General features: G+C 66.6%; 22 protein-coding genes and 1 tRNA gene. 16 read left to right on the forward strand and 7 right to left on the reverse strand.

The annotated features are described in order from the left end of the window. Nucleotides 1-135 precede the first annotated feature (135 nt). A complete protein-coding gene (locus tag AC0IX4_RS19285; RefSeq protein WP_471830521.1) occupies nt 136-1,314 on the forward strand; it encodes a winged helix DNA-binding domain-containing protein in 1,179 nt (392 codons plus the stop codon). Here the strand turns inward: AC0IX4_RS19285 and AC0IX4_RS19290 are convergent. Next, nucleotides 1,303-2,076: a helix-turn-helix transcriptional regulator gene (locus AC0IX4_RS19290; RefSeq protein ID WP_471830523.1), complete on the reverse strand. Its 774-nt coding sequence runs from the start codon at nt 2,074-2,076 to the stop codon at nt 1,303-1,305. The genes AC0IX4_RS19285 and AC0IX4_RS19290 overlap by 12 nt on opposite strands. 66 nt (nt 2,077-2,142) lie before the next feature. On the opposite strand from AC0IX4_RS19290, the gene AC0IX4_RS19295 reads away from it, so the two are divergent. After that, nucleotides 2,143-3,708: an AMP-binding protein gene (locus AC0IX4_RS19295; RefSeq protein ID WP_471830524.1), complete on the forward strand. Its 1,566-nt coding sequence runs from the start codon at nt 2,143-2,145 to the stop codon at nt 3,706-3,708. Here AC0IX4_RS19295 and AC0IX4_RS19300 read toward each other — a convergent pair. Next, entirely contained in the window at nt 3,672-4,079 is a 408-nt protein-coding gene (locus AC0IX4_RS19300; protein WP_471830526.1) for a DUF732 domain-containing protein, read from the reverse strand. The two genes, AC0IX4_RS19295 and AC0IX4_RS19300, sit on opposite strands and share 37 nt — an antisense overlap. A gap of 43 nt (nt 4,080-4,122) precedes the next feature. On the opposite strand from AC0IX4_RS19300, the gene AC0IX4_RS19305 reads away from it, so the two are divergent. Beyond that, entirely contained in the window at nt 4,123-4,758 is a 636-nt protein-coding gene (locus tag AC0IX4_RS19305) for a YoaK family protein (protein WP_471830528.1), read from the forward strand. An 8-nt stretch (nt 4,759-4,766) separates the two neighbouring features. Here the strand turns inward: AC0IX4_RS19305 and AC0IX4_RS19310 are convergent. Beyond that, a tRNA-Arg gene (locus AC0IX4_RS19310) sits at nt 4,767-4,842 on the reverse strand. Between the two features lie 114 nt (nt 4,843-4,956). On the opposite strand from AC0IX4_RS19310, the gene AC0IX4_RS19315 reads away from it, so the two are divergent. Beyond that, complete coding sequence (locus AC0IX4_RS19315; RefSeq protein ID WP_471830734.1) at nt 4,957-6,048, forward strand: XdhC family protein; 1,092 nt, start codon at nt 4,957-4,959, stop codon at nt 6,046-6,048. A gap of 70 nt (nt 6,049-6,118) precedes the next feature. Continuing rightward, the gene (locus AC0IX4_RS19320; protein WP_471830530.1) at nt 6,119-8,140 is read left to right on the forward strand and encodes a bifunctional copper resistance protein CopD/cytochrome c oxidase assembly protein; all 2,022 of its coding nucleotides are present in this window, start codon (nt 6,119-6,121) and stop codon (nt 8,138-8,140) included. Here AC0IX4_RS19320 and AC0IX4_RS19325 read toward each other — a convergent pair. After that, entirely contained in the window at nt 8,137-8,592 is a 456-nt protein-coding gene (locus AC0IX4_RS19325; protein WP_471830532.1) for a GtrA family protein, read from the reverse strand. The two genes, AC0IX4_RS19320 and AC0IX4_RS19325, sit on opposite strands and share 4 nt — an antisense overlap. Next, on the reverse strand, nt 8,589-9,251 hold the full coding sequence (locus AC0IX4_RS19330) for a TetR/AcrR family transcriptional regulator (protein WP_471830533.1): 663 nt from the start codon (nt 9,249-9,251) through the stop codon (nt 8,589-8,591). The genes AC0IX4_RS19325 and AC0IX4_RS19330 overlap by 4 nt, the downstream gene beginning before the upstream one ends. A 126-nt stretch (nt 9,252-9,377) precedes the next feature. Here AC0IX4_RS19330 and AC0IX4_RS19335 point away from each other — a divergent pair, with 126 nt between their 5' ends. Both AC0IX4_RS19335 and AC0IX4_RS19340 read left to right on the forward strand, forming a co-directional pair. Next, entirely contained in the window at nt 9,378-10,916 is a 1,539-nt protein-coding gene (locus tag AC0IX4_RS19335) for an MFS transporter (protein ID WP_471830534.1), read from the forward strand. 83 nt (nt 10,917-10,999) lie between these two features. Continuing rightward, nucleotides 11,000-12,418: a recombinase family protein gene (locus tag AC0IX4_RS19340; RefSeq protein WP_471830535.1), complete on the forward strand. Its 1,419-nt coding sequence runs from the start codon at nt 11,000-11,002 to the stop codon at nt 12,416-12,418. Here AC0IX4_RS19340 and AC0IX4_RS19345 read toward each other — a convergent pair whose 3' ends face one another. Further along, nucleotides 12,419-12,682, reverse strand: coding sequence for a hypothetical protein (locus AC0IX4_RS19345; RefSeq protein WP_471830536.1), 264 nt, complete (start codon nt 12,680-12,682; stop codon nt 12,419-12,421). A gap of 258 nt (nt 12,683-12,940) precedes the next feature. On the opposite strand from AC0IX4_RS19345, the gene AC0IX4_RS19350 reads away from it, so the two are divergent. From AC0IX4_RS19350 to AC0IX4_RS19360, 3 genes are read left to right on the forward strand one after another with little or no spacing between them, the layout of a single operon-like run. After that, nucleotides 12,941-13,147, forward strand: coding sequence for a hypothetical protein (locus AC0IX4_RS19350; protein WP_471830538.1), 207 nt, complete (start codon nt 12,941-12,943; stop codon nt 13,145-13,147). 34 nt (nt 13,148-13,181) lie between these two features. Further along, nucleotides 13,182-13,925 carry a hypothetical protein gene (locus AC0IX4_RS19355; RefSeq protein WP_471830539.1) on the forward strand — a complete coding sequence of 248 codons (744 nt, stop codon included), beginning with the start codon at nt 13,182-13,184 and terminating at the stop codon, nt 13,923-13,925. Then, on the forward strand, nt 13,922-14,347 hold the full coding sequence (locus AC0IX4_RS19360) for a hypothetical protein (protein WP_471830541.1): 426 nt from the start codon (nt 13,922-13,924) through the stop codon (nt 14,345-14,347). Before AC0IX4_RS19355 ends, AC0IX4_RS19360 begins: the two co-directional genes overlap by 4 nt. A gap of 113 nt (nt 14,348-14,460) precedes the next feature. Here AC0IX4_RS19360 and AC0IX4_RS19365 read toward each other — a convergent pair whose 3' ends face one another. Further along, the gene (locus AC0IX4_RS19365; RefSeq protein ID WP_471830543.1) at nt 14,461-14,625 is read right to left on the reverse strand and encodes a hypothetical protein; all 165 of its coding nucleotides are present in this window, start codon (nt 14,623-14,625) and stop codon (nt 14,461-14,463) included. Nucleotides 14,626-14,859: 234 nt separating this feature from the next. Here AC0IX4_RS19365 and AC0IX4_RS19370 point away from each other — a divergent pair, with 234 nt between their 5' ends. The 6 genes from AC0IX4_RS19370 (at nt 14,860) to AC0IX4_RS19395 (ending at nt 17,972) form a co-directional block, all read left to right on the forward strand. Beyond that, nucleotides 14,860-15,048, forward strand: a complete 189-nt coding sequence (locus AC0IX4_RS19370; RefSeq protein WP_471830545.1) for a hypothetical protein — start codon at nt 14,860-14,862, stop codon at nt 15,046-15,048. After that, the gene (locus tag AC0IX4_RS19375) at nt 15,039-15,251 is read left to right on the forward strand and encodes a hypothetical protein (RefSeq protein ID WP_471830547.1); all 213 of its coding nucleotides are present in this window, start codon (nt 15,039-15,041) and stop codon (nt 15,249-15,251) included. Before AC0IX4_RS19370 ends, AC0IX4_RS19375 begins: the two co-directional genes overlap by 10 nt. A 2-nt stretch (nt 15,252-15,253) precedes the next feature. Beyond that, entirely contained in the window at nt 15,254-15,457 is a 204-nt protein-coding gene (locus AC0IX4_RS19380; protein WP_471830549.1) for a hypothetical protein, read from the forward strand. Continuing rightward, nucleotides 15,454-15,744 (forward strand): hypothetical protein, encoded by a 291-nt coding sequence (locus tag AC0IX4_RS19385; protein ID WP_471830551.1) that lies wholly within the window; start codon nt 15,454-15,456, stop codon nt 15,742-15,744. The genes AC0IX4_RS19380 and AC0IX4_RS19385 overlap by 4 nt, the downstream gene beginning before the upstream one ends. A gap of 162 nt (nt 15,745-15,906) precedes the next feature. Beyond that, on the forward strand, nt 15,907-16,530 hold the full coding sequence (locus tag AC0IX4_RS19390) for an HK97 family phage prohead protease (RefSeq protein ID WP_471830553.1): 624 nt from the start codon (nt 15,907-15,909) through the stop codon (nt 16,528-16,530). Next, complete coding sequence (locus AC0IX4_RS19395) at nt 16,530-17,972, forward strand: phage major capsid protein (RefSeq protein ID WP_471830555.1); 1,443 nt, start codon at nt 16,530-16,532, stop codon at nt 17,970-17,972. Before AC0IX4_RS19390 ends, AC0IX4_RS19395 begins: the two co-directional genes overlap by 1 nt. Nucleotides 17,973-18,326: the final 354 nt, after the last annotated feature.

Consider the following 18,326-nt stretch of genomic DNA (forward strand, 5'->3'; position numbering starts at 1 on the left):
GCCGTTGTGAGTGGTGGGGCCGGGCTGGGACTCGCGCACCGCGGTTCGTCCCGCGCACTCCCCATCGGGGGAGCACCACACGAACTGCGCCGCGGGGCACGTGCGCACGGGAGCGGGGTCGGTCAGACTATGCCGATGAAGGTGACCGACGCGGAACGACGGCAGGTGTTGGTGCGCCGTCATGCGGTCGGCGCGGGTATGGCGCTCACGCCGGCGGAGGTGACGACGCGACTGGTGGCCCTGCACGCGACGGATCCGGCCACCGTGTCTCTGCAGGTGCTGGCGCGGTCGACGACGGCGACGCTCGATGCCATGCGCGACGCGATGTACACCGATCACAGTCTGGTGCGGGTGATGGCGATGCGGCGCACGTTGTTCGTCATCGACAGGACGTTCATGCCGATCGTGCAGGCCGCCGCGAGCGCGGGAGTGGCGCGGACTCTGCGAACTCGCCTCGTCAAACAACTGTCGACCATGCCGACGGATCCGGTGATCGACGACGTTCCGACGTGGCTGGATCGGGTGGAGCGCGACGTCGATACGGCGCTCGCGGCAGCGGGTACCGCCACGGGGGCCGAATTGTCCATCGCTGTACCGCAGTTGCGCACCGCGTTCCTTCCGACGACGGACAAGGCATATGACGTCCGGCGTTACGTGACGTCGCAGCTGCTGACCCTGTTGTCGGCCGAAGGCCGGATAGTTCGGGTGGAACCTCGGGGTACGTGGACTTCTCGCCACCACACGTGGGCGCCCGTCGGTTATTGGTGGCCCGACGGTGTACCGGACATGGACGAAGCCGAGGCGCGTGTCGAACTCGCACGCGCATGGCTCGAGTCGTTCGGTCCGGCGACCATGGACGATCTGCAATGGTGGACGGGCTGGAACAAGGGACACACCACGAAGGCGGTGGCGGCGCTGGACACGGTCGAGGTCGAGCTGTCCTCCGGACCGGGAATCATGCTCCGCGACAGCGATATCGACGGAATGCACGGTGGGGTCGCGCTGCTGCCGGCTCTCGACGCGACGCCGATGGGATGGAAGGACCGTCGCTGGTTCCTGCCCGACGAGTATCGGCCGGACCTTTTCGACACCTTCGGCAACGTCGGTCCGACGGTGTGGATGGACGGACGCGTGGTGGGCGGTTGGGCAGTGCGCGGTGCCGGCGATCTGGTGACACGCCTCTTCGAGGATGTCGACGACGAGGCCGTGGCGGCTGAAAGTGCACGCATCGCAGCGCATCTGGACGGTTCCGCAATCACCCCGAGCTTTCCGACGCCGTTGGAGAAGACGCTGCGGACGTCGTCAGAGAAGTAGGCCCGCCCGTCGGGCAGCAACTGCGGCTTCGTGTCTGGTCGACGCGTCGAGCTTGGACATGATCGACTTCATGTAGCTCTTGACGGTCGACACGGTGAGTCCCAATTCGTCGGCGATGGCTGTGTTGGATCGGCCCAGCGCCACCAGCGACAGGACGTCCCGTTCGCGCATGGTCACGTTCGGCACGACTTTGCCGGTCGACGGTGGTTCGAGGAACGCCCGCATCGAGTCGAGCACGGTGGCGAGCTCAGCGGAGTCGACACGTGAGGTCATCGCGCGCAGTCGCGAGTAGGTGAGCCGGACGTCCTCGCGCAGACGGTCGGCATCGCGCCGCGCCTCGTCGACGGCCATGTCCTGACCCAACACGCGTGCTTCCTCGGTGAGAACGTCGAGAACGCGGTCGCCGATGTTCCCGGGGGTGTGCATCGCCCCGTACAGGACACCGACCGCGGTGCGGCCGACGACGACCGGTGCGGCGATCATCGCGCGCAGTCCCTCGGCGGAGATGATGGCGTCGTACCGATGGCTGATCTTCGGAGTGCGCATGTAGTCGTCCAACGAGACGGTGCGGTTGACCTGGAGAACCTTGCCGCCGAGTCCTTGGCCCGCTTCGAGTGCGACCCCGTCGAGCGCGCCGACCGAGCGGCCGGCGAAATGCCGGAGCGTCAGCAACTCGCCCGAGACGACACCGCCGAACGCCAGCGAGACCCCGGACGCAGCGCGAAGCCTGCCCACCGCGTCCTCGAAGTGTGTATCGATCATCGTCTCCGTCTTCCTACCCTCTTCGGAGGGTATCGGGCGCCCAGTGTTCTGCGCCACACTCCCATCATGACGACGATCACCGATGATGTTCCGGCCTTGCTCGAGAAGTACGGATCCGCGGACGCGAACCTGGCGGCACTGCTGTGCGACGACCACGACCCGTCGGCCGTCGCGTTCACGTTCGTCGAGGGTGACCTCGCCTCGCGAGACCTCACCTACGGCGAACTGCGTGACCTGTCCGCCCGCTTCGCCTCCGGTGTCGCCGCGATGGGGATCGCCCGCGGTGACCGCGTCGGCGTGCTGATGAGCAAGCGACTCGAGCTCGTGGTGGCGTTGCTCGGCATCTGGCGACTCGGCGCCGTGCACGTCCCGTTGTTCACCGCTTTCGCGACTCCGGCGATCGCCATGCGGGTCGAGGCCGCGGCGGCCCGAGTCGTCGTCACCGAACCCGACCAGCGCAGCAAGCTCGACTCCCTCGACGGCATCACCGTCATCGAAGCAGGGGAGGGATTCGACGCGATGATCCGTGAGCACGAACCACTTCTCGAATCCGTGGCAGTCGGCGGCGACGGTGTCATGATCCAGCTCTTCACCAGTGGGACGACGGGTAAGCCCAAGGGTGTGCCCGTGCCGGTGACGGCGCTCGCATCGTTCGTTGCCTACATGACCTACGGTCTCGACGTCTCGGAGGACGACGTCTTCTGGAACGCCGCCGATCCGGGATGGGCCTACGGGCTGTACTACGCAATCCTCGGGCCGATGGCGATGGGTCGACGCAGTCTGATGCTGCACGCCGGCTTCACTCCGCAGCTGACCGTGTCGGTGATGCAGCAGTTCGGCGTCACCAATTTCGCGGCGGCGCCGACCGTCTACCGCAGCCTGAGCAAGGACCCTGCCGTCGGCGGTATCACCCTTCGGCGCGCGTCGTCGGCCGGTGAGCCGCTGACTCCCGATGTACTCGTGTGGTCCGAGGCTGCACTGGGTGTGCCCGTCCGCGACCACTACGGGCAGACGGAGCACGGCATGGTGATCGTGAACGGATGGCACGACTCGGTCCGCGAGCCCGTACTACCGGGATCGATGGGAAAGCCGTTGCCGGGCTTCACCGCCGGCGTGGTCGAGGATCAGATCGGTTTCGAGGTGGCGGGCAGTCCGCTGATGTGGTTCACCGGATACGTCGACGCGCCGGAGAAGACGGCCGAGCGATTCACCGAGGACGGCGCCTGGTACCTGACCGGCGACTCCGGACGAGTGCAGGACGGCTCGTACTTCTTCTCCGCACGCAACGACGACGTGATCATCATGGCCGGCTACCGGATCGGGCCGTTCGACGTGGAAAGCGTTCTCGTGGAACACCCGTCGGTCATGGACGTCGCTGTGGTCGGTCAGCCCGACGACATTCGCGGTGAGGTCATCGAGGCGTATGTCGTGCTGGCCGAGAACGTCCCGGGAACTCCCGAGTTGGAAGCGGAACTGCAGAAGATGGTGAAGGAGAACTTCGCCGCCCACGCGTATCCCCGCACGGTGCACTTCGTCGACGCTCTGCCCAAGACCCCCAGCGGAAAGGTCCAGCGGTTCCTGCTGCGGCGTGCCCGTCAGGGTGGAAGCAGTGCTCGGAACTCCGGGCAGTAGGCGCCGATGGCCGTGCCGACGATGGCTCCCGCGGCGCTCTCGTCCCACTTGCCGCGGCTGCCCGTCGTGACGGCGTCGACCTCGGCGATCACGGGCTGACCCTGCTGCAATTCCGTGCAAATACCGCGCCCGAGAATCTTCATCGTCTCCGGGTCGGTGTACTCGACGGCGCCGCTGTCGAGTCCGGCGATGAAGAGGTCGTCTGCGGCGACGGCGTCGGGACCCGTCGGTACCGAGGGCCCGACCGGAGCCGACGAGGTGGTGGTGGCGGCGGGAGTCTCGGTCGGAACGGCGCCCTCCGGGGCATCGTTCGCGCACCCCGCCAGGCACAGCAGCCCGAGGACGATGAAGGTCTTCGAGTGCCGAGTCACCTCTACGACGCTACCGCGCCTCGCGGTGATGGAATGACTGCCCATGATGACCATCGAGCGACGCGACTTCGTGGTGGCTGCCGGCCTCGCGGCGGTGGCCGGCTTCGTCGACGCCGTCGGCTTCGTCGCACTCGGCGGGTTCTTCGTGTCCTTCATGACCGGCAACTCCACACGCGCCGCCGTCGACCTCGTGGACGGTGACCTGACGAGTGTGCTGATCGGGACATCGATCATCGCGGCGTTCGTCATCGGGGTGGTCGCGGGATCGGTCGTCGGGGACCTGGCCGGGTCGCGTCGCAAAACGGGGGTGTTGCTCCTGGTCGCCGCCTTGCTCGCCGTTGCCGGATCCGCGCATGCGCTGGGTGCCGCGACGGTCGTGTCCGCCATGGTGCTGGCAGCGGCGATGGGTGCGGAGAACGCGGTCTTCGAGAAGGACGGTGGCACCATCGGCCTGACCTACATGACCGGAGCCTTGGTCAAGGCCGGGCAGAACGTCGCGGCGCGCCTACGAGGACGGTCGACAGGATCCTGGGTGCGGCCGTCGACGATGTGGTTGTCCCTCGGCGCCGGGGCGGTGTCAGGCGCCGCGGCATTCCGGGGCCTGGGGTTCGGCGCGCCCGTGATTGCACTCGCTGCGGTCCTCGTCGCGGCCGGTGTGGTCTACCGCCTGGGCGAGTGAGCCGGCTGTGGTGCCCCCGGCAGGATTCGAACCTGCGACCAAGGGATTAGAAGGCCCTTGCTCTATCCCCTGAGCTACGGAGGCGCGCATCGGTGTCCGATGCGCCGTCGAGTGTAGCGAGGCCGCTCACCGCGCCCCGGGTGCAGGTGCGGCTTAGACTCCACGGTTCGAGGGAAGGCTGCGGTGGTGCTGGACGTGATGGATCGAGTGCTCGTCGCCTGGCGTAGGGGCGAGTCGGTCGGCGTTGCCACCGTGGTGCGCACCTTCCGCTCGGCGCCGCGCCCGCCGGGTGCGTCGATGGCGGTCCTCGCCGACGGTCGAGTCGTCGGATCGGTATCGGGCGGCTGCGTCGAGGGTGCTGTCTACGACGCCGCGCAGAGCGGTGAGACCGGCCTGCACCGCTACGGGATCAGCGACGACGACGCATTCGCTGTCGGACTCACCTGCGGCGGAATCATCGACGTGTTCGTCGAGACCATCTCTCGGACAACGTTTTCCGACCTCGACTCGGTGGCTGCGGCCGTCGAGGAGCACCGACCGGTGGCCGTGGCCACCGTCATCGAGCACCCCGACGCCTCTCGTGTCGGCGCTCGGCTCGTCGTGGAGCCGGACACGGCGTCGGGCACGCTCGGATCGGCCCGCACCGATGCGGCGGTTGTCGACGACGCCCGCGGACTGCTCGAGGCCGGCCGCACCGACGTGCTGCATTACGGTCCGGACGGGCAGCGACGGGGCGAGGGCATGACCGTGTTCGTGAACTCGTTCGCGCCCCGTGCCCGCATGATCGTGTTCGGCGCGATCGATTTCGCGTCAGCGGTGGCGCGTCAGGGTTCCCTGCTCGGCTATCGCGTGACCGTCTGCGACGCCCGACCGGTGTTCACGACCCCCGAGCGTTTCCCGACGGCCGACGAGGTGATCGTCGAGTGGCCGCATCGGTACCTGGAGCGACTGCAGGCCGAGGGTGAGATCGACGATCGGACCGTCATCTGTGTGCTGACCCACGACCCCAAGTTCGACGTGCCCCTGCTCGAGGTGGCGTTGCGACTCCCGCGCGTGGGGTACATCGGCGCGATGGGGTCACGTCGGACCCACGACGATCGTGTTGCGCGACTGCGCGAGGTGGGGATCGGTGACGACGAACTGGCTCGACTCTCGTCTCCCATCGGGCTCGATCTCGGCGCGCGGACACCGGAGGAGACCGCGGTGTCCATCGCGGCGGAGATCGTGGCGCGCCGGTGGGGTGGGGGCGGTAGGCCCCTCGGCGAGCGGGAGGGCCGGATCCACCGGTGATGTCGACTGGTGACGGGAAGTACTACAGCCCGTAGGTGCTGCGACGCCAGTCACCTCCTACCCTGGAGGTATGGCAACAACTGAGGTCGAGCGCACCGCGCCCGCCGCACGCAGCACCGGATCGGGCGGGGTATTCGTGACCGCCGGTCTGATCGCCGCCGTGGTCGCAGGGCTCGTCGTGGCGCTGTCGGCGTCGCAAGCCCTCGTCCTGCTCGGCATTCCCGACCCCGGACCGGTCACCACCTACGGACTTCCCGCTGTTCGTGCTCTGGGTGAGGTCGCCGCTGTCATCGCGGTCGGCTCCCTGCTGCTCGCAGCGTTCCTGGTTCCGCCGCAGAAGTCGGGTGTGCTGGACATCGACGGATACCGTGCTGTGCGCACCGCGTCGGCGGCCGCAATCGTATGGGCCGCGTGCTCGATCGTGCTGGTGCCGCTGACGTTGTCGGACACCTCCGGTCAGCCGTTGTCGGAGGCGATGAAGCCGCAGAACCTGTGGTCGGGCATCGAGCAGATCGAACTCGCCCGGGCATGGCAGTGGACGGCGATCATCGCGATCGTGCTGGCGATCGGTTGCCGCGCGGTGCTGCGGTGGTCGTGGACACCCGTGCTGCTGCTGGTGGCGCTGGGCTCGCTGATGCCGCTCGCGCTGTCGGGACACTCCTCGTCCGGCGGCTCCCACGACGTGGCGACCAACAGCCTGATCCTGCACTTGGTGGCTGCGTCGCTGTGGGCCGGCGGCTTGTTCGCCGTGCTCGCCCACGCCACCCGGCGCGGGGCACACACCGATGTCGCGGCACGACGGTTCTCGCTGCTCGCGACGGTCGCGTTCGTCGTCATGGGCGTCAGCGGCGTCGTCAACGCGCTGGTGCGCGTCGAGCCCGCGGACCTCGTCGACTCCACCTACGGCCGACTGGTTCTGGCCAAGGTCGCCGCGCTCGTCGTGCTCGGCGTCTTCGGGTACATGCAGCGTCGGCGCGCTCTGCCCGCTCTCGCGGCGGACCCGTCGTCACGCGGGAATCTGGTCCGGTTCGCCGGGGCCGAGGTCCTAGTGTTCGCGGCGACCATCGGTCTGGCCGTCGGGCTCTCACGCACCCCGCCCCCGCTCGGTAGTGCCCGCGAACTGACGATCACCGAGGTGGAACTCGGATACGACCTCACCGCGCCACCCTCGCTCGGACGCTTCCTGTTCGACTGGCGGTTCGACCTGATCTTCGGAACTGCAGCCGTCGTGATGGCCGTCGTCTACTTCCTCGGCGTGCGCCGTCTGCATGCCCGCGGCGATGCGTGGCCGGTGGGCCGCACGATCGCGTGGATGCTCGGGTGCGCGACGTTGCTGTTCGCTACGTCGTCGGGGGTGTACCGCTACTCGATGGCCATGTTCAGCGTGCACATGGGCTCACACATGGTGCTGTCCATGCTGACGCCGGTGCTGCTGGCGCTCGGCGGCGGCGTGACGCTCGCCCTGCGCGTCCTGCCGGCAGCGGGGAGGGACGGGATTCCGGGCCCCCGCGAGTGGATCCTGGCCGCCCTGCACAGTCCGTTCTCCCGATTCCTGACGCAACCGATCGTGGCTGCCGTCATCTTCGTTGGCGGCTTCTACGCCCTGTACCTCGGCGGGATCTACGGCGCATCCGTCGACTCGCACGGTGCGCACCTGCTGATGAACGCGCACTTCCTGCTCAGCGGCTACCTGTTCTACTGGGTCGTCATCGGTATCGACCCGGCCCCGCGTCGGCTGTCGCCGGTGACGAAGCTCGCCATGGTGTTCGGCTCCCTGCCGTTCCACGCGTTCTTCGGTATCGCGCTGATGAGTCAGGACACCGTCATGGGACAGACGTTCTTCCGCGGTCTGTCACTCCCGTGGAATTCGGACCTGCTGCAGGACCAGCGGCTCGGCGGCGGTATCGCGTGGGCGACGGGCGAGGTTCCGTTGATCCTGGTGATGCTCGCTCTGCTCGTCCAGTGGTCCAACACCGACCGCAAGGAAGCGGTGCGCACGGACCGCGCCGCCGATCGTGACGACGGCGCCGACCTGGCCGCGCACAACGCCATGTTCGCCGAACTGGCACGCCGCGAGCGCGAAGGGCGTTAGAAGACCAGTCCTCGCAGGGCCAGGAAGCGGAGGCCACCGACCAGCGCGGTGACCGCGACGAGAATCAGGGCGGACAGCGCTGCACCGGCCTGGGGCAGTGCGACGTCCAGCGCGGTGAGTGCGGCGGTCGAGGCGCCCAGTCCGATGAGAGCGAGCCCGCCGCCCTCCCACTGTGCGGTGAACCAGCCGACGCGGTCGGCGGCGTGGAACGTCAGCCGTCGATGCAGTTCGTTGGCCAGGATCGTGGAGGCGACGGCGCCCACGGCGTTGGCGACGATGGATCCCTCGGAGTGCATCGCCACGAACACGGCGACGTACAAGACGTTGCTGAGTCCGCCGACCATGGCGAAACGGAGAAGCTGAGGCCAGGCACCGTCGCCCCGCACGATGCCGATCAGGCGATGGTGCTCATCGGAGGCGAGCAGCGGGGGAGCAGTCGGATTGTCGATCACGTCCCCCTCCCGTGCAGCTTGTGTTTGACGGCGGTGATCTCGTCGGTCGTCAGAGCGCGTCCCGGCAACGGTATCGAGCGATCGGGGTAGGCCGCCAGACTGTCGATGACGAGAGCGAAGTAGCGCCGCCAGTTGTCGGGGTCCACCTCGTCCGCGATCTCGGCGCCCGCGACGATCATTTTCACCAGCGTGAAGAGGTCACCGGGCTCGATGTCCGAGCGGAGCTTGCCGACGGCCTTCGCACGAGAGATGACGGTCTCGATGGTCGGCTCGAGCTTGCCGCGCACGGCGGCGATGCGGTCCATCCCGTCGTCGCACCCGAGCACGACGTGACCGAGACCACGGTCCGCGGCCAGGTGTCGGCACATGAATTCGAAGAAATCGACCATGGCTTCCCACGGATCCTCGGCGTTCGCGGCAGCTTCTGCGCGGGAGAGAACCTCGACGAGACGCTGTTCGAAGATGCCGTCGATCAGTTCCTGCTTGTTGGCGAAGCGTCGATAGACGGTGCCGACGCCGACGCCGGCCCGCGCCGCAACATCGTCGAGCGTGATGTCGAGTCCTTTGCGCGCCAACAACTCTCGCGCACAGTCGATGATCTTGAGCTTGTTCCGCTCGGCATCGGCGCGTAGTGGTCTGGGCGCTGTGGTGGGTTTCACAGTCCGTTTCGTCCTGGTTCTCGGGTTAACCGGAGGCGACACCTCCGCATGGCTGCTATCTTCTTGTTATCCGGAGCCTACGCCTCCGCATAGACCTCACACACGCTGTAACCGAAGCGAGGAACAATGTCTTCCACCACATCCGACGTCGGAAACGTCGACCGGGCAATCCGGTCGAGCGCGCACGACGCTCCCGACCGCACACGCTGGTTCATCCTCGGCGTTCTGGGCCTGGCTCAGCTCATGGTCGTGCTCGATGCGACCGTCGTGAATATCGCGCTTCCCGCCGCCCAGCTCGACCTCGGCTTCGACAACGCGGACCGCTCCTGGGTGGTCACGTCGTACGCGCTCGCGTTCGGCAGCCTGCTGCTGCTCGGTGGCCGACTCAGTGACCTCTTCGGTCGCCGCACCACCTTCCTCGTCGGTCTGGTCGGCTTCGCGGTGATGTCCGCCGTCGGCGGCGCGGCCGTCAACTTCGGAATGCTCGTCGCAGCGCGCGCCGGTCAGGGTGTCTTCGGCGCTCTGCTCGCTCCCGCGGCACTCTCGTTGCTCACCACCACGTTCACCGATCCGAAGGAGCGCGCCAAGGCGTTCGGCATCTTCGGTGCGGTCGCCGGCGCCGGCGGTGCCATCGGCCTGCTGCTCGGCGGCGTGCTCACCGAGTGGGCGAACTGGCGCTGGAGCCTGTACGTCAACCTGATCTTCGCCGGCGTCGCCTTCGTCGGAGGCTTCATGCTGCTGGCCAAGCACCGCGCGACCGAGCGTCCCGTGCTGGACATTCCCGGAACCATCAGCGTGTCCGCGGCCCTGTTCTCCATCGTCTACGGATTCGCACATGCCGAGTCCAGTGGCTGGAGCAATGCCGTGACCATCGGATTCCTCGCCGTCGGCGTCGTCCTGCTCGGTGTCTTCGTCTTCCTGCAGACCCGTGCGACGCATCCGTTGCTGCCGCTGCGCATCGTTCTCGACCGCACACGCGGCGGTGCCTACCTGGCCGTGTTCGTCATCGGTGCCGGCATGTTCGCCGTGTTCCTGTTCCTCACCTACTACCTGCAGAGCACCCTCGGCTACACGCCCATCACCACGGGGTTCGCGTTCCTGCCGATGATCGCCACCCTGGTCGTCACGGCGACCGTCGCCACCTCGGTGGTCCTGCCGCGCTTCGGACCTCGCGTCCTCATGAGCGCCGGCATGCTCATCGCCTCGGCGGGTATGGCGCTGCTGGCCCAGATCTCCATCGACAGCTCGTACGCCGCCCACATCCTGCCGAGCCTGCTCATCATGGGTGTCGGTATGGGCGCCACCATGGCTCCGGCCATGCAGGGTGCAGTCTCGGGCGTCTCGCCCGACGACGCCGGAGTGGCGTCGGCAACGGTGAACACCATGCAGCAGGTCGGTGGATCCATCGGAACGGCCCTGCTCAGCACCATCGCGGCAACCGCGGCGTCGAACTACGCGACCGACAATCAGGGCGCCGTGGCTCAGGCCGCGGATCCGCAGGCCGCCGCGACGCTGCTGCGGATGAATGCGGAGATCGCCAGCTACACCACCACCTTCTGGTGGGCGTCGGGCATCTTCCTCGCCGGTTCGGTGATGGCGGGCCTGCTGGTGCGCTCGGGCAAGCTGCCCGACGGACCCGAGGGCGCGACGGTCGTCGCTCACTGATCTCCGGCCCACCGAATCCGGTGCAGGAAACGTCGCTATGACGATCGTAGGAACTTGCACCTGAAGGAGTAACCTACGCCGGTATGAGTCCTGGCACCGCAGCAGCGCCACGAACGGCCATCCTCTACGCGCGAGTCAGCGTGGATCGCGATGGCCGTTCGCGGTCTGTCGATCAACAGCTCGCAGCGCTCCGAGGGGTCGCCGAGCGGGAAGGCTGGACCGTCCGCGAGGAGATCCGCGACGACGGGATAAGCGCCAGCGCCTACAGCACCAAGTCGAGACCGGGGTACACGCGACTGTCCGAGGTGCTTCAGCGAGGCGATGTGCTGGCAGTCTGGGAGCTGTCCCGCGCTACCCGCCAGATGAGCGAGTACATCGCCCTGAGAGACCTCTGTAGCGAGCGCGGCGTCCTCCTCTACGACGGACAGCGGGTCATCGACTTCGACGACGCGACGGACGCCTACACCACGGTCATCGGTATGGCCACGGCCGAATACGAGAGCGCGCGCACGCGGTCACGCATCCGGCGATCCACCGACGCCCGTGCCAGCTCCGGCAATCCCTACACAGCTCTCGGGTTCGGTTTCGAGTCGAGCTTCGACCCCGAGACCGGGCGCAAGGTGTGGTCACTCCACCCGACCGAGGCCCCGATGATCGCCGACGCCGTCGAGTCGCTACTGGACGGCACCCGCACTCTGTACCGAATTGCCAAGGACTGGAACGCTTCGGGGGTGCAGACCCGAAACGGCAATGCCTGGTCCACAATATCGGTGAAGTCCGTTCTGAACCGCGCGTCGATGGCCGGCCTGAGAGTGCATCGCGGGGTCGTCCAACCGGTCCGGGGTAACTGGCCGTCGATCATCTCCGAGGCCGACCATGCGCGCCTGCTGTACGTGCTCGACAGCGGCCGAGCGAAGACGGCCTCCGGGCAACAGGCGTCGACTCTGCTGTCCAACATCGCGCGCTGCGCCGAGTGTGAAGCACCGCTGCGCCGGGACGTGCGACCGAGTATCAAGCATGGCAAGCGCGTCGGTGACCTGGTTCGCTACCGCTGTCCGGAGGGCCACGTCTCCACCAAGGCCGACACGCTCGACAATGTGGTCATAGAAAAAGTGCTCAATTTCATTGGCACTGCACAACTTTCGGAATGGCTGGCGCAGACCGAGGCCCCTGACGACGACAGCGCCGGGATCGCCGCGCACCTGGAACGCGCCGCCGCGCTGGAGAAGCGCCTCACGGACGCCAGCGCGGCCTACGCCGAGGGTGCCATAACCATCGACGCTCTCCGGTCCATCACGGCCACGCTCAGCGGCCGGATTGCCGAGGCCCGAGCCGCTGCCAGCGCTGCCACCGAGGACGGGGCTCTGCGCTCACTGCTGGCCATGGGGACGGTCGAGACGTGGGAGAACGGCGACCTGGAGCAGCGCCGGCATTTCATCCGCAGCGTGTTCCGCGTGACGCTCGGTCGGGCTGGCGCGGTGACTGTCGAGCCGAGGCGTTGACTAGCCGTCAAGCCAATCGGCGTCCCACATGACACCTGCCGCGTCGCGCTCGACCGCCAACGAATACGGCGAAAGCTCGCGGCCATCGACGAGGACGATTGGTACAACCGCTGTTTGAGTGACGCGGCCGTCCTCACCGTGCTCGTAGTGGTTGAAAGCCGCGACAGCGCTGTATTCGGTACCTTTTCCGTCCGGCTCGTTCGTCCATATGCGGATGGTTCGTGGTTTGGGTAGGTCCACCCTGTTGACGCGTGTCTGATTCATCGCATCACTGTCCGCGCTGGTCGCGCGCCGTGTCAAGACTGTTGGCGACAGCAAAAGGCCCCGACCCGCAGCGCCGAGGGAGAATGTCCACGCTGTAGGTCGGGGCCGTCGATCCGGCTCTCACACCGCGTTCCAGGGTAGCGTCGAGGGGACCGGAATCCCCCCTAGACCAGCGGCGACCGTAGGTGGGGGGAGTTTGTCGGATGAGGTGGTTTTCTAATAATCGGAAGTACAAGCCACCGACCGAACGGAACCACCATGACCACACCACGAATCAAGACTCCGGTCCACCCGGATCTCATATCTCGCGAGCAAGCCGCTGTGCTGCTCAATGTTTCGGCGACAACCATCATGAACAACAGCGCCAAGCTGGGACTCACCGAGTATCGCCTAGCACCGAAGTTCGTCCGTCTCGATCGCGTCGAAGTCGAGAAGCTGGCGGAACTCCGCGCCAAGAGCGCTTGACTCCGCCCTCTCACGCCCACGGAATCGAGACACAATGAGCTACGGAACAACACTGGAACAGGAATTCTTTTCCGGAATCGCAGTGAACAAACTACTGCACGGTGGCGAGCATTCGCTACGCGCAATTCTATTCCTGCTGGAGCTGCGCACATGGTCGGCATCGGCCGGCAGCGACGGCTATATCCCGGAGTTCATGCTGACCCGCGCGACTGGTCAGTCCGAGCCCGAAGTCCTGATAGCGCTCCTCGTGGCCGAGGGACTGGCCGAATCGGTCGATGACGGCTGGCGCGTGGACTGGTCGGACCAGAAGACAGCGGGCGAGAGGGTGAAGCAGCAGAAGCAATGGGACCAGCGCAACCGGCACCGCAGCGGCGACCACAGCACCTGCCCGGACACCTGGAAGTGCTCACCGGGGTACGTAACCAGGGCGCAGGGTGCTAACGCCGTCACTACGGCCGTCACTGACGCGTCATCGAAGACGACCAGGGGAAACACACCTGACACTGGTGTTGACACCGGTAGTGACCACCAGGGGTTACCCCCGGTTAAAGGAAAGGAAAGGAAAGGTAAGAGTGTCTTACAGACACTTACTTCCTTTTCCTTAACCGATAACCCAGACCCGGCTACGCCAGAGGGATCCGCGCCGGGGGCGCTCCTCCCTGGCTCGCCGGAGAAAACCGAACCACGACGACCGCACAAGTCGATGATGACCCCGGAGCTGGCGTCCATGGGTGGTGTCGAACAGGAAGACGGCTCGATCAGGTTCCCCGCGCTATGAGCAACCCCTACGAGCTGATCATCCAACCGATCACCCGACCGACACTCACGATCGCCGGCTATTCCGGGCCGGCCATATTCGTGGACACGATGTTCGTGGACAAATCACTACAACCCGGTTCGTCGAATTCCATAGGACCGCGCGTGCAACGGATAACGCACACACCGCTCCGATGGATGAATTCGCGGATGGTGCAAACGGTAGCGGGGGAACTCCTGCACAATCCGGACACGACATTCGTAACCGCCAACGCTTACGACAACGGGGCCGGTTTCCTCGTGGACATCGGCCGCGAGCCGGAAGCGCTGACCCTGATCCTGAACACCGCGCTCACCGAGCGTGATCGACTCTACGAGCGCCTGGCCGCGCTGACGGGGGATATCGAGCGCGCCCGAGCGTTGGACCTGGCCGAGCCCGTCTAACCCTCCAGCGCCCACCCTGACGCATCGGGGGCCGTTGCCTGACACCGAGTAGCGGATGGCATGAAAAAGCCCCCAACGGCAACGTCAGGGGCCTTATCGAATGTCTGCGCTGGTCAGAGCGGCGGGAGCAGTGCTCCGATACCTCCGTCGGCGAACCGCACGCGAGGGCAGCTCACCTGATCCGGGAAATACCGATCGAGCCACGCGATATCAGCGGATTCGGTTGTGGCGGTGTCGATGTCGAACGCGCTTCGATCGAGCGTCAGCGATGCAGTCATGGCCCCTCCAGGCTCTACGTGTGACCGAGCGTCACAGATAGATTCTACTACTCACCGGGCCGGTTACCCCCCTGCCTGAGACCGAATAAGTCACCGAGAGAACAGGATTCATCATGAAAGATCTGACCAAGCGCGAGCGCCGCATCCTCACGACCCTGGAGCGCTACCGCAAGCGCGCCGCCGAGGTGACCGCGTGATCACGCCGCCGAGGGGCCGAGCACGTCTGGGCGTTCAATGAGCAACCTCGCGGACCGCATTGTTGCGCTGGCCGGCGCGCATCTCGACGGGATCAAGCCCGAGACGATCGAAGCGGTGCTCGACTGGTCGGCCGAGGAGATCCGCGCTCACGTCGATCTGCTGGTGGCCGAGGGCTACCTCTACGAGCGCCGAGACGGCCGGATCGCGCTGGCGCAGTGGGCCTGAGAGCGTCGTCCGGCCGGTCCAGCCGTTCCAACGGCTACGCGCTTCTCCGGACGCGCATCGTGGCGCTCAGGGTGCAGTACGACGCCCTCGACGACCCCGCGCTCACGTGGTCCACGTTCCGGGAACAGGGCATGCGCGCACACCGAGTACGCGACGCCCAGAAACTCACGACCGATCTATCCCTGATTCGCAAGGAGAAATAGAAATGGCACTCACCACCGAGAACCGCACACGATTCCTGACCCTGCTCGCTGAGAGCAAGATCGACACCACCGGACTCACTGTCACCGAGACGGGCGGACTCGTGCAGGCCAAGAAAGACAATCACGTCGTCGCACAAACCGATTTGACAAGTCTGGGAAATATGGCACCGACCGGCGTATGCCCTACATGCGGAGCGCAGCGATGACCGGCCCGACCGAGTTCCAGGCACGCCGCGCTACTCATCGCATGGAACGGATCATGGCCGACGCCGTGGCCGCGCTACCCGACGATGTCCGCGCCCTGGTGGCCGAGCACGGCGTCACGGTCCATCCCGAGAACGACCCGATCGAGCTGAAAGTGACGGATGTGCCGTTCGCGTTCGTGGCCAAGTCGCTCCTGTTCGACGACGACGCCACGGGCGCTTACCGGGAGACCGTGGACGCCGCAGCGCCGGATCACGTTCCCGAGAGCTGGACGACGACCGAGAAATAGTGCAGGGGGGCGGTCTCGGTCGGACGGGTTATGATGCACCCGTTCGACAGAGACCGACCGTCGTCCCCTGCTGGCCCTTCCGAGGCGCGCCGACAGGGTTGACCCAGGCCGCAGGCTCATCGACATTCCCGCAGTATCAGCATGCCACCCGAAAGTTCAACCATGGCAACGCTTCTCACGCGGACGACGCCCAGTCACTTCGAGACCCGTTCCGGCACGGCCGGCGGCGACGGTCTCACCCTGGAGGGCTACGCCGCAACATTCGACGATGTGACGCACATCCGCTCATGGGAAGGCGACTTCGACGAGCGGATCGCACGGGGCGCATTCTCCGACAGTCTCGCCGAGCGCACCCCGATCCTGCAGTGGAACCACGGCCGCGACCCTGCAGTCGGTCAAGTCCCTCTCGGTGTGTTCACCGACATCACCGAGGACTCCCACGGACTGAGAGTGACCGCGCGCATGCACGACAACGCGCACACTCTTCCGGTTCGGCAGGCGATCCAGTCGGGCGCAGTGACCGGGATGAGCTTCCGATTCGAGGTCGTCTCCGACTACTGGAACGACGCAGACGGAAAGCTCCTGACACCCCGTGAGGCCCAAGACCTGATGTGGTCCGGTGGCCGAGGCCCGATCCTCCGCACCGTCACCGCCGTCAAGCTGCACGAGGCCGGACCAGTCGCGTCCCCCGCATATCCCACCACTTCCGTCGGTCTCCGTATCGACGACTCCCCGAGCGCCGATCTCGACAGGCTGGCGCTCCTCATTCTGAAAGGGCGACTCTGATGCGCCGACGTAAGAACACCAACGACTTCGACTATGCCCAGATCGCGAGCGCCAGGAGCCTCGACGAACTCCGCGCCGCGCGTGAGGAACTGGCCGAGTACGGTACCGACCTCACCGAGCGGAGCGAGTCCGGCGACCAGATCGACAGCGCCGAGGTGCGCAAGGTCTCCGAGACCCTGACCGACCTCGACGAGAAGATCGAGCGCGCCGAGCTGCGGATCAAGTCCCTCCGCGACAAGGCCAACGCCGGCACCCATCACGACGACGACGAGCGACAGAGCGCGGACCAGGGCCACCAGCCGACCACGCGCAGCACGCGCAACCACGACGTGGCGGTCTCGCTGGAACGTTCGGTGGACGACGGTCTGGTCACCGAGGCCGCAGCGACCCGCATCGAGCGCGCCGCAGCCCATTCCCCGGCCATGGCCACGCTGATCCGCAGCACCGGCACCGAGGTCTATGCATCGGCGTTCGCCAAGGTCATGAGCAGTGAGCGCGGGCACCTGGACCTGACCGACGCCGAGCGCCGCGCCTACCAGAGCGCGCAGACCGAGAACCGGTCTCTCCTGGAGAGCAACACCGGCAACAGCGCGATCCTGCCCTACCAGCTCGATCCGGCGATCATCCTGTCGAGTGGTGGCAGCGTGAACCCGTTCCGAGAGATCTCCCGCTCGGTCACCACGTCGACGAATGCATGGCGCGGCATCACATCTGCCGGTGTGCAGGCATCCTGGACCCCCGAGGCCACCGAGGTCGGAGACAACAGCCCGACGCTGGCGAACCCGGAGATCAAGGTCCACAAGGCAACGGCGTTCGTTCCCTACAGTTTCGAGATCGAACAGGACGCCAGCGCATCGTTCATCGCGGACCTTCAGCGGCTCCTGATCGACGCCGTGGACCAGCTCGAAGCGGCAGCGTTCGCCACCGGTTCCGGAGTGGCGCAGCCCAAGGGCATCGTGACCGCGCTGGCAGCGGCGAGCCCGTCCGTTCTGGTTCCGGCGACGACCCCGGAGACCGTGAGCGCGGCCGACGTGTTCGCGCTGGCGCAGGCCCTTCCGCCCCGGTTCCGCAATAAAGCGCGCTGGGCGCTGAACCTGGCGATCCTGAACAGCGTCCGGCAGATGGAGACCGGTAACGGTGCGCTGAAGTTCCCGGAGCTGGCCGCCGGCCGACTGCTCGACAAGCCCGTGAGCGAGATCAGCACCCTGGACGGCACCCTGAACCCGGCCGCGACCGAGGCGAACTACGCCGCCATCTACGGCGACTTCTCTCAGTTCGTCATCGTCAACAAGCTGGGCAGCGTCGTGGAGTTCATCCCGAACCTGTTCGGCCCCAACGGACGACCGACCGGCCAGCGCGGCCTGCTCCTGCACTTCCGGACCGGCTCCGACGTGCTCGTGCCGAACGCGTTCCGAGTCCTCTCGGTGCCGACCACGGCCTGACCCCCACAAGCTCCCGAACCTGATGTGCAAGGGCCTCTGCGGGTCCGCTGAGCATCGGGCGAGGGCGGATCGTAGAGGCGCGGCGGAGCCTGATCCACTCCCCGAGGACCGCGCCCTACAGGCACCGGAGGAACGTCGAGCCCTCCGGGCCGAACGGCCACACCACGGCACGAACTACTGGTCCATTCACCTGCACCAGTGTTCGGCCGTCGTGTGGCCGCATTTAGGATCGACCTGGCGGCAAACACATCACCCCGCGACGGCGAATGTGGTTGCGCGGCATCACGGCCGATCACAGCGCGGGGTCGGTAGGCGTGATGAACCGATCGACCCCGCGCGATTTAACTCCGATGG

The organism is Rhodococcus sp. AC861, from assembly GCF_979256035.1.